The organism is Mucilaginibacter segetis, from assembly GCF_016522075.1.
GTDB classification, from domain to species: Bacteria; Bacteroidota; Bacteroidia; order Sphingobacteriales; family Sphingobacteriaceae; genus Mucilaginibacter; species Mucilaginibacter segetis.
The window spans coordinates 678,785-696,040 of sequence record NZ_JAEHFW010000003.1 but is presented as its reverse complement, the minus strand read 5'-3'; the positions used below and the strand labels follow the sequence as shown (position 1 = coordinate 696,040).

Annotated in this window: 11 protein-coding genes; 4 read left to right on the top strand and 7 right to left on the bottom strand. The window is 40.4% G+C overall.

Annotated features, from left to right (window positions below; all coding sequences use genetic code 11):
* Positions 1-144: 144 nt before the first annotated feature.
* The 5 genes from I5M19_RS16865 to I5M19_RS16845 form a co-directional block, all read right to left on the bottom strand.
* Complete coding sequence (locus I5M19_RS16865; RefSeq protein ID WP_200067528.1) at positions 145-1,860, bottom strand: GMC oxidoreductase; 1,716 nt, start codon at positions 1,858-1,860, stop codon at positions 145-147.
* A gap of 6 nt (positions 1,861-1,866) precedes the next feature.
* Positions 1,867-2,403, bottom strand: coding sequence for a gluconate 2-dehydrogenase subunit 3 family protein (locus I5M19_RS16860; RefSeq protein ID WP_200067527.1), 537 nt, complete (start codon positions 2,401-2,403; stop codon positions 1,867-1,869).
* 140 nt (positions 2,404-2,543) lie between these two features.
* Positions 2,544-3,461 (bottom strand): TIM barrel protein, encoded by a 918-nt coding sequence (locus I5M19_RS16855; RefSeq protein ID WP_200067526.1) that lies wholly within the window; start codon positions 3,459-3,461, stop codon positions 2,544-2,546.
* Between the two features lie 11 nt (positions 3,462-3,472).
* Positions 3,473-5,008, bottom strand: a complete 1,536-nt coding sequence (locus I5M19_RS16850; protein WP_214653074.1) for a TolB family protein — start codon at positions 5,006-5,008, stop codon at positions 3,473-3,475.
* 136 nt (positions 5,009-5,144) lie between these two features.
* Positions 5,145-6,218, bottom strand: coding sequence for a fatty acid desaturase (locus tag I5M19_RS16845; RefSeq protein ID WP_200067524.1), 1,074 nt, complete (start codon positions 6,216-6,218; stop codon positions 5,145-5,147).
* Between the two features lie 225 nt (positions 6,219-6,443).
* Between I5M19_RS16845 and I5M19_RS16840 the strand changes: the two genes are divergently transcribed.
* Positions 6,444-9,221 (top strand): TonB-dependent receptor, encoded by a 2,778-nt coding sequence (locus I5M19_RS16840; RefSeq protein ID WP_200067523.1) that lies wholly within the window; start codon positions 6,444-6,446, stop codon positions 9,219-9,221.
* A gap of 105 nt (positions 9,222-9,326) precedes the next feature.
* Positions 9,327-10,028 (top strand): toxin-antitoxin system YwqK family antitoxin, encoded by a 702-nt coding sequence (locus I5M19_RS16835; protein ID WP_200067522.1) that lies wholly within the window; start codon positions 9,327-9,329, stop codon positions 10,026-10,028.
* Between the two features lie 47 nt (positions 10,029-10,075).
* Here I5M19_RS16835 and I5M19_RS16830 read toward each other — a convergent pair whose 3' ends face one another.
* Together I5M19_RS16830 and I5M19_RS16825 are read right to left on the bottom strand one after the other, a co-directional pair.
* Positions 10,076-10,576: an FKBP-type peptidyl-prolyl cis-trans isomerase gene (locus tag I5M19_RS16830; protein WP_200067521.1), complete on the bottom strand. Its 501-nt coding sequence runs from the start codon at positions 10,574-10,576 to the stop codon at positions 10,076-10,078.
* 85 nt (positions 10,577-10,661) lie between these two features.
* Positions 10,662-12,683: a thioredoxin domain-containing protein gene (locus tag I5M19_RS16825; RefSeq protein WP_200067520.1), complete on the bottom strand. Its 2,022-nt coding sequence runs from the start codon at positions 12,681-12,683 to the stop codon at positions 10,662-10,664.
* 136 nt (positions 12,684-12,819) lie between these two features.
* Between I5M19_RS16825 and I5M19_RS16820 the strand changes: the two genes are divergently transcribed.
* Positions 12,820-14,793 carry a M1 family metallopeptidase gene (locus tag I5M19_RS16820; RefSeq protein WP_200067519.1) on the top strand — a complete coding sequence of 658 codons (1,974 nt, stop codon included), beginning with the start codon at positions 12,820-12,822 and terminating at the stop codon, positions 14,791-14,793.
* Positions 14,794-14,942: 149 nt separating this feature from the next.
* Positions 14,943-17,228, top strand: a complete 2,286-nt coding sequence (locus I5M19_RS16815) for an ATP-dependent helicase (protein WP_200067518.1) — start codon at positions 14,943-14,945, stop codon at positions 17,226-17,228.
* Positions 17,229-17,256: the final 28 nt, after the last annotated feature.

The window sequence follows — 17,256 nt, the reverse complement described above, 5'->3', positions numbered from 1 at the left end:
TGCTTCGCCTAATGTATGAATAAAAATTATTTTACAAATATTTTTCAATGTGTTTTTTTCACACATTAAGTATAAAATTATCTTTTAAATATAAAGAACGGGTCAAAATAAAAATCCCCCATATTAAACGGGGGAATACTTTTGTTATACATTTCCTTTTTTCATTTCGCTTACCGCATGGTCAACAGCGCGTGCTGTGAAAGCCATGTAAGTTAACGAAGGGTTTTGGCAGGAAGTAGATGTCATGCTGGCACCATCGGTTACATAAACATTATTGCAGGCATGTAGCCTGTGCCACTTATCAAGCATTGATGTTTTAGGATCATTACCCATACGCACTCCACCCATTTCATGTATATCAAGACCGGGGTTACGGGTATCGCTATGCGGCTGGATATTGGTAAACCCTGCCGATGTGAACATTTCGGTCATTTGCTCCAGGTAATCCTTTTTCATTTTTTCATCGTTGTCATCATAAGCAACTGACACTTTTAACAATGGCATGCCCCATTCGTCCTTTTGTTGTTTATCTAAAGCTACATAATTAGTCTCTTTAGGTATAGTTTCGCCCATTAAATGTGAACCAACCCTCCACGGACTCAGATCTTTATTCACCAGATTTTTCTTCAGTTCCTCACCTATCCCGTCAGAACTTCTTTCATGCCCGCGGTAAGCGCTGAAACCTGCTGCATAACCCCGTAAAAAGTCAGTTTCCTGTTTATAAACATTCCGGAAACGCGGAATATAGCCACCACCAGCAGGGTTACGCCCGTCGGTAGTTAAATCTTTAAAACCATCGTATTCGGCGCTGATATTTGCTGAATAATTATGGAACGCCACATATTTACCTAATACCCCGCTATCATTACCCAAACCGTTAGGGAAACGGTCAGATGTTGAATTAAGCAATACAAGGTTAGTATTTAATGCTGATGCATTTACAAAAATAATATCTGCATAATATTCAATTGCCTCTTTTGTATTGGTATCAATAACCCTTACACCTGTAGCTTTGCCTTTTTTGTCATCATAAATAATTGATTCTGCTACCGAGAAAGGCCTTAAAGTACATTTACCCGATTTTAATGCCCACGGAATTGTTGAGGAATTACTGCTAAAATACCCCCCAAACGGGCAACCACGCTGGCAAAGTGTACGATTTTGGCACTGCACACGCCCCTGATCAAAATGTATTTGGTTAGGTTTTGATAAATGCGCGCAGCGTGCACTTATAACGTGCCTATTTTTATAATGGCTTTTAACGTGTTTACTAAAGTAATTTTCAACACTGTTGAGCGGATACGCCGGTAAAAACTCACCATCAGGCAGTTCGGGTATGCCATCCCGGTTACCGGATATACCGGCAAATTTTTCAACATAGCTATACCAGGGTGCAATATCTTTATAACGGATAGGCCAGTCAACGGCATAACCGTCACGGGCAGGGCCTTCAAAATCAAAATCGCTCCAGCGTTGCGTTTGCCTCGCCCACATTAACGATTTACCGCCTACCTGGTAACCGCGTATCCAATCAAAAGGCTTTTCCTGCACGTATGGATGCTCTTTATCTTTCACAAAAAAATGCATGGCATCTTCGTTAAAAGCATAGCATCTGCTTATTATCGGGTTGGCTTCCCTTATGTCATTAGTCACCACGTTGTGATGTTCAAATTCCCAGGGATACATGTTAGTGGTTGGATAATCCTTTATGTGTTTAACATCCCTGCCACGCTCCAGTACAAGAGTTTTAAGCCCCTTATCAGTTAATTCTTTTGCTGCCCAACCGCCGCTCATTCCCGAGCCTATAACAATGGCATCAAAAGTACGTTCCTTAACACTATCAATATTTAAATTAGCCATATCTTATTAAACTGCCGCTTTTTCTTTTACCGGAAAATATGCGTTGTATCTGCCGGGTACTAGTTCATATACTATTTGCTTGGTCATGAAATACTTAGAGGTGGTGTACGCAAACACAGTTTGCCCTTTAAGCATACTATAAAAAGTAAAAAGTTTAGCGTCATCTTTCTCTTCATCAGGTTTACGATCATGTGCCCGTTTATCAATATCGCTTACAAATACCAGTTTTTCCTGCGGTGAGCAATCCACAAAATCATGTCCGTGCTTTTTCTTAGCAGCTTCATTAAATTCTTTCATTCCCGCAACAAAAGTTTCCTGTCCTTCTTTATTAAAACAGTCGTCAACCATTTTTAATACAAAAAGGTGCAGTCCAAGTTCTTTAGAACCGGGCGTATCAGTTTTAGGGATAATAACATCGGCAACATCAGCCACCAATGCCTGCTGTCCCGCATCCAGATCTATATGTTTTAACTTTACTACAGATTTGCCTTTATCATTTAGGCACGAAGGCAGCAAAGCTGCACCGCCAAACAATAAAGCCATATTCCTTATTGCGCTCCGTCTGTTAATTTTAAAATCCAACTTTTTAGGTATTACAATTTGAAAACCGGGTGATATTTAATAAGAAACAAGCTGATATCCTGCGGTTCATTAACTTAAACTTAAATATAGAATTTATCGTGTTAATAACCCCATTTTTTCATGGTTTGTAAATCAATTTTTACACAATCAGCCGGATCAAGTCCCTGATAAGACTCCTGTTCAATTATTAAATGAGAGGTACCGGCCTTCTTTTTTGAAGCTTTCAATATCTCTTTTAATGGCAAAACGCCCTTACCCAGTATGGTACTTTCGTAACCGGTGCCTAAATCGCCTCTTTCTTTACTTTTTATTTCATCTTTTACGTGCATAAGTTCGAACCGGCCTGGATATTTGTTAATATACTCCATCGCATTATTAGTTCCGTTATACATATTGCCCATGTCCAGTTGCTGGGCAACTAATTCCGGATCTGTATTTTGGAGGATAAAATCAAACAAATTGCTATTGCCTACCATTGTTGTAAACTCGAAATCGTGATTGTGGTATCCAAATTTCATGTTTGATTTTTTGCATAGCTCCCCGCTTTTGTTGAATTGTTCCATAAACCGCTTCAGGCCATCCATATCACTTCTTAAACTTTCATCTAACCACGGGCTTATCACATATTTCTGACCCATAGTGGCGGCATCTTCAACCGTATATTTCCATGCATCAGTAAAATCATTTTTTGCATTATCCCAATGTTGGGCGGTCATTACGGTATGTCCGCTTGGCATTTTCAGCCCCAAACCATCCAATAATTTTCTAAACTCCTTTGCTGAATAACCATAAAATTTACGGTTAATATAATTAGCATGCTCCACATGGCGGTAACCCATATCAGCCAGTTTCTTTAAAGTACCGGATGGGTCGGTCATCATGGCATCCCGTACCGAATATAATTGCACACCTACCCGCTGTATCACTTTATCGTTTGCAAATAAAGTTTCCGGCAAAAGTGCCGCGGCGGTAACTGCCATGGCAGTATTTTTTAAAAAGTCTCTTCTTGATGATGTCATTTTTTTAGGTTTTATTTTTTTGCGATTGGAAATACCGGAAATAACAGATCTGAATTACTTACAAAAGCTATATGCTCGCTATCCGGGCACCATGAAGGTGTATTGATAGTGCCTTGCCCGCCATATAAGTAAGCTACTACTTTTGATGGCCCACCGCCTGCAGGCATTACCCTTATATATACATGCTTGTAAAATGGATGATCGCCGGGGGCTACTTCGTTTTTAAGGAAGGTGATATAAACTATCCATTTACCATCAGGCGATACATGCGGGAACCAGTTATTATAATCATCATTGGTGATCTGAGTTTGATTGCTACCATCGGCATCCATTCGCCAAACCTGCATCAAGCCAGAGCGTACAGAATTAAAATATATGTATTTACCATCCGGAGAATATTCCGGACCGTCGTCCAATCCCTTTGCATCCGTTAATCTCACTTCGGGGCCACCTGTTGAAGGTATGCGATATACATCATATTCGCCACCTCGATCGCCGCAGAACACCAGATATTTACCATCAGGTGACCAGCCATGCATATATGATGCACCTTTGCCCGTTTGGGTAACACGCTGCGCATTGCCACCTGTTACAGGTACGGTATAGCCTATTGACGGGCCACCATCACCGCTGCTTATAGCAAGCATTTTACCATCAAAAGACAGTACGTGATCATTATTATTATTTTTCGCGTCGCCGGTATTAAGTAGAGTTGGGGTATTGGTAGTAAGATCAAATTTATACAACGAGCCCTCGCTATTATAGATCAAGGTATTGCCGTTATGCATCCAGTTGGGAGCCTGTAAAGATTTCGGAGACTGATAAACAACCCGTGTGTTTTGGGTCAGCATATTCAAAATTTCAATACTGCTGCCTAAATATTGTTTATAAGGGGTCAGATCGGCAGGTGCAGGTTTAACTACACGTACATTGCTAAATACCGCAGTTTCTGTAACATCGGGGTTATGCGAACATACAAATAAACCTACGTACACTTCATCACCAAGGTCAAGATCAACTTTTTCTTCGGGACCGAAGACATCACCCTTACGTGCTACCGACATGGTATACGTATTTCCCTTACGCTCCAATTGTATCACATCGGCACCGGTTATTGGGGATTTATGCTCTTGAGTTTCGGCCCCGCTTTCTGTACGGTATTGTAATGATGTTAACCCGTCGCCATGCACTGCTGCGCTGACATGTGCTGATGCTGAATCCAACGACTTACGCACCATAAAACCCAACTTACGATGATCTTCGACACCTTTACCTATAAAGGCGGCGTTAGTACGTAATATAAAATCACCTTTTATTTTTCGCCATACATAATGAAACTCATCATGAGTGGCCCATATATTAGTACCGGAACCACTAATATGGTATTGCTGTAACTGCTTGTCATAAGTTACTGCACCTTTATGTTTTACAATGCCGATATCGTTTTGGCCTTCAAATATGCCTTTGCTTTGCGAAAAAGCTGTTTGCATAAATAGTGCAAGCATGAAAAAAATACAAGCCGGTACGTAAACTGATCTTTTGTACATTTTGAAGTAAGGTTAATTATAATTGGTTTACTAAGTTAACCATTCATTTTATAAAACATAAGCTAAAATGTTTTTAAATGAAAAAGGATACTTTCGTATCCTTCTCTTTTAATTTATTATATAAAGCTCCTGCAAATTACTCGACAACCAGTATGGGCTTGCCGGTAGTGGGGCAAAAAACCATTTCCTTTTTAGGTTCGGCGGTCATATATTCTTTATAGAATTGCGGTTTGGAATCATGATATTTAGATACGGCTCCAATCAAGCTCATAAATTTGATGTAGTACCAGGCAGAATCAACCTGATAAGGTTTAAAACCTGAGCGTGCACTTTTCGGAAAAAGATGATGATTGTTATGCCACTCTCCTGCTACTATACCCGGCCAAAGCTGATTAACCGACATATCGCTCCAATTATGGTCTATTCCTTCACGTCGTTTATCTTCTCCTTTACCGTGCCCTTCAAAATTAAAGGTTCGCACACCTACTGCCCATACTCCGGCAGCGCCAAAAATAGCGCAAGCTAATGCCATTCCACCGGTAAAGTAAAACACCGCAAACCAAAAACTCCAGTTTAAAATAACTCCTAAAATTAAATAGAAGGGATTAGCCACAGATCCCCACTTTTTATATTGAGCATAGGTGTTAACTTTTACACCTGTGTGCTTCATCAAAGTAACACAGCGACTGTAATCTTTCTCAGACAGATCGCGTGCTATGGGCTGGTGGTTTGCATCGGCCAGAAAGCAATATAAAAATCCGCCCTGAGCGTTGTATGGGTCGCCGGGTTGATCTGATAATGCGTGATGAACATGGTGAGATATAGCATATATCTCTTCAGGAATAATTTTGAGAGTAAGATTTTGGGTGAAAAAACGCCAAAAGTTATTACGGAACTGATAAGCACGATGCGTACAATACCGATGGTACCATACGGTACCGTGTGTTCCCATTACCACCATACTATAAACAAACGCTATAAGCAGACCAGTAAATGTGAAGTACTTAAAAATAAAGAGTAAGAGAAATGGCACCAAACTTAATACCATAAGCCAGGCAACAAAAGAAAGCCAGTTTCTCCGGTCCTTAAAAACATTTAAGCGTGAAAAAAATTCTTTTATTATTTGTTTTTTGGTGGGTTTAGAGAGGTTGCCGTCATTATCCTTCCATCCGTAAGAAGGCTCTTCGAGCACATGATGTATAAATGCCATTAGCAGCGGGAGGTTAGTTTAATCAATTTAGTTTTATAATTAATTGGGATCAGTGCTTAAAGATAATCCAAATGTTTGGCATATGCTATATAAAAGATTAAAAAATTTAATAAATAATTAAATTCATAGTTAAGTGCCTGTTAATATGCAACATTTGTATGACACACGGCTTTTTATTAAACTTCCTGCTACTTTCAATGTCATTAGCGCATATACAACATTGATATGATAAAAAACTTACTGCTGCTTCTTTTTGGCCTCCTGCTGGTGCAAAAAAATTATGCACAACAACCTCGTACAATCAGCGGTTCAATAACGGATAGTTTGGGCGTTGTATCAGGCGTGAATATTAAATTGAAGTTCGCTAATGACAGTCTTTTTACCGTAAGTGATGCGAAAGGCAACTTTAGTTTTCCGGGCGTTAGCGGAACAAACATTAAACTTACAATAAGCGGTTTAGGATATAAAACATACACTCAAAGTTATGTTTTGGCCAATGATAATAAGCCTGTTATCCTAAAACCGATAATATTAAAGGTACAGCTTAATTTTTTAAATACAGTTGTAATTACAGCTGTAAACCCTATTACCATAAAGGAAGATACGGTAGAGTATAAAGCATCTGCGTATAAGGTTAGAGAAGGTTCACCAGTTGAGGATATGCTGAAAAAATTACCCGGTGTTTCTGTTGATAAGGATGGTAATGTAACTGCTCACGGCAAGCAAATAACAAAAGTACGGGTCGACGGGAAAAATTACTTTACGGGCGATGTACAAACAGCTACACAAAATCTTCCTGCTGATATAGTCGAAAACATCCAGGTTATTGACGACTACGGCGATCAGGCTAATTTAACCGGAATAAAGACCGGCGATCCTGAAAAGATATTGAACATTACTATTCAAAAAGGTAAACGCACGGGCAAATTTGGACAGGGAACTGTTGGCGCTGGAAATGATGACCGGTACATAGCCAAGCTATCGGCTAACGCATTTAAGGAAGACAGGCAGATCTCGCTGATCGGTACAATAAATAACACGAATGCCAACGCCTTTAATTTAAGCACAGGTGGCGGTGGTGGCAGAGGCGGGAGGCGCGGTGGCGGAGGCGGTGGCGACTCTCAAATAAGTACAGCAAATGGCGTTACCACAAACCGCTCAATAGGTTTCAATTATAGGGATGAATGGGGTAAAAAAATAACTGTTTATGGCAGTTATAGCTTCGCCGACAGAGATAAATTGGCCACAAGTACTTCCATTCAGCAAAATCTGTATGAATCGGGTACTATACTCAGTAATGATAACAGCATCAGCAGAACACACAACATCAATCACCGGCTCGACTTTAATCTGGAATATAAAATAGACGCTTCCAACTATCTAAAAATAAATCCAAATTTTTCATATAATTCCTCAAACGATAATACTACCGACGACTTTAGCAATACGCGCAATAACACCTTTATTACCGGTAACGAACTGGCCCTTACTAACAGTACAGCTCCAAGTGGTGGTGTTAGCTTATTATACAATCATAAATTTCATAAAACCGGGCGTAATTTCAGCATTAACACGGGTTTAAATTTTTCCAAAAACACCCAAGGCCTTAATGACAAGTATACTACGCAGCAGGATACCGTAATAACGCCTTTATATCAGCAAATAAACACGAATAATAACGCAACACGCGCCAATATACATTTATCCTATACAGAACCTATTGCCACGGGCACATATCTGGAAGCTAACTATAGTTACAGCTATGCCAATACAGATAATAATAGATATAATTATAACATTGACCCTGCAACCGGGGTACCAACGTATGTAGATTCATTAAGTACTCTTTACAATTATCAGTTCATTAACAACAGGTTCGGCTTAAACCTGCGGGGTGTAAAAACTAAATACAATTATACATTGGGTTTAGCTGTACAGCCATCCTCGTTAAATGGTCAGTCACACAATTTCCGGACATCTACACATACCTTTAATTATATACCTACGGCAAGGTTGGTTTATAATTTTCAACGCAATCATTCTCTGTCTGTCAATTATTCGGGCAGTAATAACCAACCGGGCTTTACGCAGTTACAGTTACAGCCCGATTACTCCAATCCCCAAAACAGGATATATGGCAATCCTGATCTTAAGCCCGAGTTTAGTAATAACATTAATTTCCGTTATTATCAGTTTGATATTGGCAGTGGTAATTCATTGTTCACCAATTTGTCGTTCAATAGTACGCAAGATAAAATTGTAACCAATAGCAGCCCCGTCACTCTTGATGCAAGCGCTGCGGGTAGTCGCAATAACACCGTACAGGAAACACGGTATCTGAATGCTGACGGTTTTTATTCAGCATCTGGAAATTACTCGTTCTCCAAACCATTCGCGGTACGCAAATATACGGTAACCGTAAACGGCGGGGCTAATTTCAGTAATAATATATCCTATATAGAGGATAAACTCAACATTGGTAAAAACTGGGTATTTAACCAGGGGATTAAGTTAAGGGTTGACATCGACAGTATCATGGATAGCGAGATTAGCGGTAATTATAGCATAAATACCACCAATTACAGTTTGCCATCATCCATTAACACCGATGCTAAAACACTTACCCTGGGTTTAGATGGCCGCAACTACTTTTTCAATAACCTTGTATTGGGTTATAACTTAACTCAAACCATTAACAGCGGTTTCAGCAGTACGGTAAAAGCCAATCCTACCCTATTAAGCACCTATGTCGAGTATCAGTTCCTTAAAAACAACGCCGCGGCATTCCGCTTTCAGGCTTTCGACCTGTTTAACCAAAACACCGGTGTTACACGTAGTGTTAGTGGCAGCCAGATAATTGATACACGCAGCAACAGGTTAGGAAGATATTTTATGCTGACATTCACGATGCGACTGCAAAAATTTGCCGGAAGACAAGGTGGCTTCAGAAATGGAGGCGGCAGGCGCGGTGGCGGCGGAAGAGGAAGAAACCGACCAGAATAATTTAAGCCGGTAAAACAAATTTTATAATTTTATCTTGCTTTTGATGTACAAATGTTCATATTGAAAGTTCAATTTAAACATCGCCTAAAAAAAGACTAATTAACTATGTTAAAAAAGTATATCCTATTTTTTACAACCATCTTACTGTTGAATAATTGTTTTGCGCAGGAAAAAGTTGAAACGGAAGAAAGAAAAGAGAAGATCACTGATAATGTGAGGGAAATATTTAATGTTTTAAAAAGTGACGGGTATACAAGACAAGGCTTATATCAGGCATTATACAAACGCAAAACACCGGTTGCCAGCGGCATGTATGATCATGGCAAAAAAATAGGTTTATGGCGTTTTTTTGATCCTGATGGCAAAATATTGGAAACCTATAATTACACAGCGGGCAAAATGTATTATGAGGCTAAGGAGGATACCACCTCTTATATCAGATATTTTGTGGATAAAGAGCTGGATTCTACTGATGTGGTTACTAAGCCCATTAAAATTGGTGGTCGTTATTACGGATACCTGCCTTATATCAGGTATTTTGTAATTCCTAGCGATTTTGTGTTTTATAGTAAAGATCTTTTTTCGGCTGTAGTAGAACTATTGATAAGCCCTGGAGGAAGATTGGCGGATTATAAAGTGCATTTAGTGGCTCCGGGTGTTGATAAGGCAATAAATATGAACCTGAATTTCCCTAACGAGGAAGATAAGATATTTACACCTGCCACATTAAACGGGCAGCCTATAGCTTCAAGAATTATGATCAGGTGTGTAATAAAAGGTAACGATCACATAGATTTTGACAGGTAATAATAGCAAAGCCCCGTAAATCCGGGCCTTGCCAAATTTTTAATCTATTAGTGTTGATGTTGACCATCCGGACCATGTGCGTGACCATGTGATAATTCCTCGGCAGTTGCCGGACGAACATTTAATATTTCTCCTTTAAAGTGGAGATCCTGGCCTGCCATAGGGTGGTTAAGGTCAACAATAACTGAATCTTCGGTCACTGATACAACCTGACCCTGAAAACGGTTGCCATTATTATCCTGCAAAGGCAAAACTTCACCTATTTGTGGAATTTCCGTTCCGTCAAACATTTCCTTAGGCAAATTAGCTACGGCTTCTTCATCAAATTCACCATAACCATCTTTGGCCTCAATACGGAAATCATAGGTATCCCCTGTTGAAAGGGTGCTTAAATTCTCTTCAAACTTTGGTATCATTTGCCCTGCGCCAAATAAAAAGGTTAAAGGTTGCTCCTGGGTTGCACTTTCGGTTAATCCTTCAGTTCCATCCTCTTGCTTAACATATAGGTCGTATGTTAATGATACTACGTGTTGTGGTTCAATTTTCATCTAATTTGTTTTTTAACAGCAATAATCTACCGCGCCCGATACCTTTCGGGTGTATCTCATTACTTCATTTATAATATATAAGGAATCAATTATTTATTTGTTTTAACGCATCTGCCGTATTATGTACCGGCAAGCTGCAAGTTTTATCTTTACAGATGTAAATGCGGGTATTTTCGGCAAACTTGTCTGCAAGCAAAGGTAATGTTCCTTTTTTACCGCCCAATATTATTTTGTTCGGAATATAGTTTTGCTCTATTTCGCTGCGGATATCATCCGCGTCATCGCCGGTTATGGCAACTTCATAAATGCCAAATATTTCATCCAGCAGCAGTATTGTCCAGTTTGCGTACGCGGTACTATATTTAACAAGTTGTGGTACAATATTACGCAATTGTTGGGCCGCAATTTCCGTGTAGCTTTCTTCATAAAAAAATGCACCCAGCTTTTTAAGGTTACGCGCCATAACTGAGTTAGAGGCAGGTATCACTCCGTCCATAATTTCAGATTTACGCGCAATTAAATGATGATCATCGTCAGCAGTATAATAAAACATGCCTGTATGCTTATTGTAATAATGCAAAATAGCGTAATCAGTAATGCCTTTAGCGGTTATAAGCCATTGCTCATCAAGGGTAACTTCATATAATGCAATAAACGCATCGGCTACGTTGGCATAATCATCTAAAAAGGTAGCTATTGGTTCGGTATCGCCATTTGCCAATTTCACAGGCTCTTTAAATATCCGGCTCAATTTATCGCCCGATAACATGTTATTAACTATAAAATCCGCATTGCTTAACGCCAGTTCCAGGTATTCGGGTTTATCAAACGCACGGTATGCTTCGCACAGGCCTTTTAACATCAATCCGTTCCACGATGCTAATATCTTATTATCCAACCCCGGCCTTACCCGCTTGCTGCGATATGCTAATACCTTTTGGCTAGACAGGGCAACCCGGTTAAGCATACCCTCAACGGATATACCAAGTTGCGCTGCCAGATGCTCGTCCGTATATTTTCTGAACAATACATTTGAGCTTTCTTCCTCCCAATTACCTGCATCAGTTATATTATAATAGATACAGAATAGTTCAGCCTCCTCACCAAGTATTTCTTCAATCTCCGGTTTTGTGAAAATATAAAACTTGCCTTCCTTACCCTCACTGTCCGCGTCTAACGCAGAGTAAAATCCATTTTCAGGAGAGGTCAGTTCATTTTTAACAAAAGTGATGATCTCATCTGCTATAGTTTTATATAACGGATCATTATTCCAAGTAAAAGCCTCAGCATACAGACTTAACAATTGGCCATTATCATAAAGCATTTTCTCGAAATGCGGCACATGCCATACGCCATCAACCGCGTACCGGGCAAAGCCACCGCCAATATGGTCATAGATACCACCAAAAGCCATTTTTTGTAATGTTAGTTTCACCGCCGCCGCCATTTGCCCGTCCTTCATTAAATGAGCGTAGCGCATTAAAAACTGCCAGTTAACCGGCATCGGAAATTTTGGTGCCCCCCCAAAACCTCCTTCCACATTGTCAATATATCCTCGCCAGGTATTTAATATTACTTCCAGCCCGGCTTTTGAATATTCAGCCTGCTCTTTAATAAAGGGTACCGATTCGTATTGCTGTATACCATCAGTTAAGCGCACAGCGTATTCCTCTGCTTCTTCCGGTTTTTGTTTGTAAAAGTCAGCTAAATTAAAAAGTAACGATGTCCAATCATTTTTTCTGAAATACGTACCGCCATAAATAGGCCGCTGATCGGGCAGGCAAATGCAATTAAGCGGCCAGCCTCCTCTCCCGCTCATTAATTGTACGGCACTCATATATATCTGGTCAACATCCGGGCGTTCCTCGCGGTCAACTTTTATACACACAAAATACTTGTTCATTACAGCAGCTACTGCTTCGTCCTCAAAGCTCTCGTGTTCCATTACGTGGCACCAATGGCAGGCAGAGTAGCCTATGCTTACCAATATCAGTTTATTTTCTTTTTTAGCCTTCTCCAGTGCCTCAGTTCCCCAGGGAAACCAATTTACCGGATTATTGGCATGTTGTAATAAATATGGAGAGGTTGAATTAGCGAGTTGATTCATATAAAATTAGCTGTTAGGTAAACAGGAATGTAACAATACTATGGTGATTATGGGATAAATCCTCTGCAAAGCCCGGCAATTATAAAGCGATACTTATTATTTTTTTAAATTGCCCGCAAAAAATCAATTAAATGCTATGCGAGTTACTAAATTAAACACGTTGTTTGGCGCTTTTTGTTTGCTGCTATCTGCTGCAAATATACAAGCTCAAACAACTCCTGACTCTATACAATACGATCATCAGGAACTTTTTGGCCCGATTAACTGGCCTACCACCGGCTCAGACCTACGTTCAGCAAGCGGACAACCGGGTCCTAAATACTGGCAAAACCGTGCCGACTATGAAATACACGCCAAACTTAATGAACTAAGCCAGGATACTACTATTACGGGCGATGTAACAATCAGCTATACTAACAATAGTCCTGATAAATTGGATTATTTATGGCTGCAATTAGATCAGAATCTTTTTAAACCAGACTCACGCGGAGCGGCGACTACGCCTATAAGCGGCGATCGTTTTGATGTACGTGGCTTTAGTCGTGGCGGTTACCACATTGGTTCGGTAACGGTTACCTATAAAAAACAAACCTATACTGTAATACCAGTTATTACCGATGCGCGCATGCAGGTACGTTTAAAAACACCTATGGATGGTGATGGTGATAAGATACAGGTAAAAGTAAACTATGATTTCTCCATTCCCTTTTATGGTGCCGACCGCATGGGCCGCAAAAAATTCAAACAAGGTATAGTCTACGAAATTGCGCAATGGTACCCCCGCATGTGTGTTTATGACGACGTGGAAGGATGGAACACATTGCCTTATATGGGCTTAGGTGAGTTTTACTGCGATTATGGTAATTTTGATTACTATATCACCGCTCCTGCTAATATGACGGTAGTTGGCTCAGGCGACTTGCAGAACAGCTCGGATGTGCTTTCAAAAGAACAGCAAAAACGTTTTGAAGAAGCGCATAAAAGCGACAAAACGGTAAGCATTATAAAACCCGAAGAAGTTGGCTTACCTGCTACACATCCGTTTAAAGGCGACCTTACGTGGCACTTTAAAATGGAAAACAGCCGTGATGTATCATGGGCCGCCTCTACCGCGTTTATCTGGGATGGCGCAAAGGTGAACCTTCCATCAGGCCGTAAGTGCATTTCCATGTCGGCCTACCCTATTGAAAGTGCCGGTAACGATGCATGGGGACGCTCAACCGAATATTTAAAAAATAGTATAGAAATATATTCTAAAAAATATTTTGAATATCCATGGAATTCTGCTGTTAACGTATCAGGCGTTGCATTGGGCATGGAGTACCCCGGAATTATATTTTGCTTAAGCAATTTAAAAACCCGTGGTTTATGGGGAGATATCACCCACGAGATCGGCCATAACTGGTTCCCGATGATAGTTGGCTCCAACGAGCGTAAATTTATGTGGATGGATGAAGGTTTCAATACTTTTATTAATGAATACTCAACAGAAATGTTCAACCACGGAGAGTATTATGATAGTACCGCCAGAACCGCTCCGCGCCTTGCACGTGCTATGCAACGGATGACCGATCCGCTGATGACCCCGCCGGAAGCCATGGGTTTGCGCGATTATGGCATGTATTACAATAAAACGGCCTTAGGTTTAAATATGCTGCGTAATGTGGTATTAGGGCATGACCGTTTTGATTATGCTTTTAACGAATATATTAAGCACTGGGCGTTTAAACACCCGCAGCCTTATGATTTTTTCCGTGCCATGAATGATGCAACGGGCGAAGACCTTAACTGGTTCTTTAAACCCTGGTTTTTCACCACATGGAGCCTTGATCAGGGTGTTTCATCAGTTAAATATATAAAGGATAAACCGGAGAATGGCGCACTTATCACTTTAATAAATAAAGATAAGATGGCAATGCCTGTTGATATGGTGGTTACACAAGCCAATGGTAAATCCGAAACTTTACATATGCCGGTAAATATATGGCAGCGTGGTGGCGGCACCTGGACGTTTAAATATCCGTCAACATCAGCCATAACCAGTATTGTTATTGATCCTGATATGCAATTACCGGATGTTGACCGCAAGAACAACACCTGGAAAAAATAAAATTTGCCGTTGATTTTTAAAGGACCTGCCCGACAAAGGCAGGTCTTTTTTTGTTATGGTTGATAATTATCGGGTATGCTTCAACCAATATTCTTTCGGCTTTCGGCTCAAAATCCTAATTTCGCAGTTACAGAAAAGAGGGACAGAATTTGGATTATTTACAAGGGTTAAATCCTGAGCAAAAGGCAGCGGTATTGCAAACTGAAGGGCCTGTAATGATTATTGCCGGAGCCGGATCTGGCAAAACGCGTGTTATAACTTACCGGGTAGCACACTTAATACAAAAAGGGGTAGATTCCTTTAACATATTGGTGCTCACCTTTACCAACAAAGCCGCGCGCGAAATGCGGGAGCGAATTAATCATTTAGTAGGTACCGAAGCCAAAAATATATGGATGGGTACCTTCCACTCCGTTTTTGCAAAACTGCTTCGGGTTGAGGCCGACAAAATAGGTTACCCCAATAATTTCACCATTTATGATACCGATGACACCAAAAGTGTGATACGTGCCATATTGAAGGAAATGAACCTGGACGATAAATTATATAATCAGAACTTTGTTTATAACCGTATCTCGGCCGCAAAAAATAACCTGATCAGCTGGCAGGAATATCAGAACAACGAGCAGATACAGGCCGACGATTTCTCAAGCGGCAGAGGCTTATTAGGAAACATCTACGAAAATTATGTAAAACGTTGTTTCCGTGCCGGCGCTATGGATTTTGATGATCTGCTCTTTAAAACTAACGAGTTACTCAAAAACCATCCGGAAGTGCTGAATAAATACCAGCATAAATTCAAATACCTTATGGTGGATGAGTATCAGGATACCAATTTTTCACAATACCTGATAGTTAAGCGCCTTGCAGCGGTAAACGAAAATTTATGCGTAGTAGGCGATGACGCGCAAAGTATATACGCTTTTCGGGGAGCGAATATTCAGAACATCCTGAACTTTGAAAAGGATTACCCTGATCTGAAAGTATTTAAACTGGAGCAAAATTACCGGTCGACCCAAAACATCGTACATGTAGCCAACAGCATTATCGCTAATAATAAGGATCAACTGAAAAAACATGTTTTTTCGGAAAAAGAGAATGGTGATAAAATAAAAGTAATGCGTGCCTTCAGCGATAATGAGGAAGGCAAACTTGTAGCTGAAGCCATAATGTTCCAGCGTACAACCAACGGACTTAAGTGGCACGATTTTGCCATTCTGTACCGTACCAATGCGCAATCGCGCTCAATGGAGGAAGCCTTACGCAAAGCGGGGATCCCATATAAAATTTATGGCGGGTTGTCATTTTATCAGCGTAAAGAGATCAAAGACCTGATAGCATACTTCAGGCTGACATTTAACCCTAATGATGAGGAAGCATTAAAACGAATAATTAATTATCCCAAACGGGGTATAGGAAATACCACTGTTGACCGTATAATTTTAGCCGCCGATAAACATAACCTCACTCCTTTTGAGATTATACTGCAAGCGCCACATTATATAGACAAAGCACCGGCATCGTTAAGTGCATTCGCGACAATGATACAAAGTTTCCAGGTGATCACTAAAAATCAGAGTGCTTATGAATCGGCTTTACATATTGCGCAACATTCGGGCTTGCTGAAAGATTTGTACGAAGATAAATCTGTAGAAGGGCTTAACCGTTACGAAAACATACAGGAGCTACTTAACGGGATAAAAGAATTTTCTGAAAGGGAAGATATTGAAGAAAAAGGACTGGATGTTTTTATGCAGGATGTAGCCTTGCTTACCAATGATGATAAAGACAAAGACCCTGATGCAGATACCGTTTCGCTTATGACCATACATTCCTCCAAGGGCCTGGAATTTCCGCAGGTACATGTGGTAGGATTAGAAGAGAACTTGTTCCCTTCGCAAATGTCGCTTAATTCGCGCACCGATCTGGAAGAAGAACGCCGGCTGTTTTATGTGGCGGTAACCCGTGCAGAGCATAAGTTAACGATTAGCTACGCTACATCGCGTTTTAAATTCGGTACACTGATAAGCTGTGAGCCAAGCCGTTTTTTGGATGAGATTGACGCTCAGTACCTTGAACTTGATTTTACCGCCAAGCCTGCAACTGCAAATAACTTAAGTTCCTTTGATGATGAGCGTAACGCCTGGACGAGAAAAAGTGATACATTTTCTAAACCCAAAATACCTTCAGCTCCTCCTAAAACTACATCTATACTTGCAAAAGCTCATGTACCAAGTCCTGGCTTTAAACCGTCCGATACATCCAACCTGCAGGTGGGCATGGAGGTGGAACACGAACGTTTCGGCTTTGGTAAAGTACTGAACCTGGAAGGTAACAAACCGGATGTTAAGGCCACCATATTCTTTAAAGAAATAGGCCAAAAACAGTTGCTTTTAAAGTTCGCTAAACTAAGTATTTTAAGCGGGAACGAGTAACTAAACCTCCCCGAATTTGTAGAATTAT

Coding starts and splice junctions, on each gene's coding strand:
- I5M19_RS16865 (WP_200067528.1), bottom strand. CDS start 1,860: ATGGCTAATTTAAATATTGATAGTGTTAAGGAACGTACTTTTGATGCC.
- I5M19_RS16845 (WP_200067524.1), bottom strand. CDS start 6,218: ATGGCATTTATACATCATGTGCTCGAAGAGCCTTCTTACGGATGGAAG.
- I5M19_RS16850 (WP_214653074.1), bottom strand. CDS start 5,008: ATGTACAAAAGATCAGTTTACGTACCGGCTTGTATTTTTTTCATGCTT.
- I5M19_RS16860 (WP_200067527.1), bottom strand. CDS start 2,403: ATGGCTTTATTGTTTGGCGGTGCAGCTTTGCTGCCTTCGTGCCTAAAT.
- I5M19_RS16830 (WP_200067521.1), bottom strand. CDS start 10,576: ATGAAAATTGAACCACAACACGTAGTATCATTAACATACGACCTATAT.
- I5M19_RS16840 (WP_200067523.1), top strand. CDS start 6,444: ATGATAAAAAACTTACTGCTGCTTCTTTTTGGCCTCCTGCTGGTGCAA.
- I5M19_RS16855 (WP_200067526.1), bottom strand. CDS start 3,461: ATGACATCATCAAGAAGAGACTTTTTAAAAAATACTGCCATGGCAGTT.
- I5M19_RS16820 (WP_200067519.1), top strand. CDS start 12,820: ATGCGAGTTACTAAATTAAACACGTTGTTTGGCGCTTTTTGTTTGCTG.
- I5M19_RS16835 (WP_200067522.1), top strand. CDS start 9,327: ATGTTAAAAAAGTATATCCTATTTTTTACAACCATCTTACTGTTGAAT.
- I5M19_RS16825 (WP_200067520.1), bottom strand. CDS start 12,683: ATGAATCAACTCGCTAATTCAACCTCTCCATATTTATTACAACATGCC.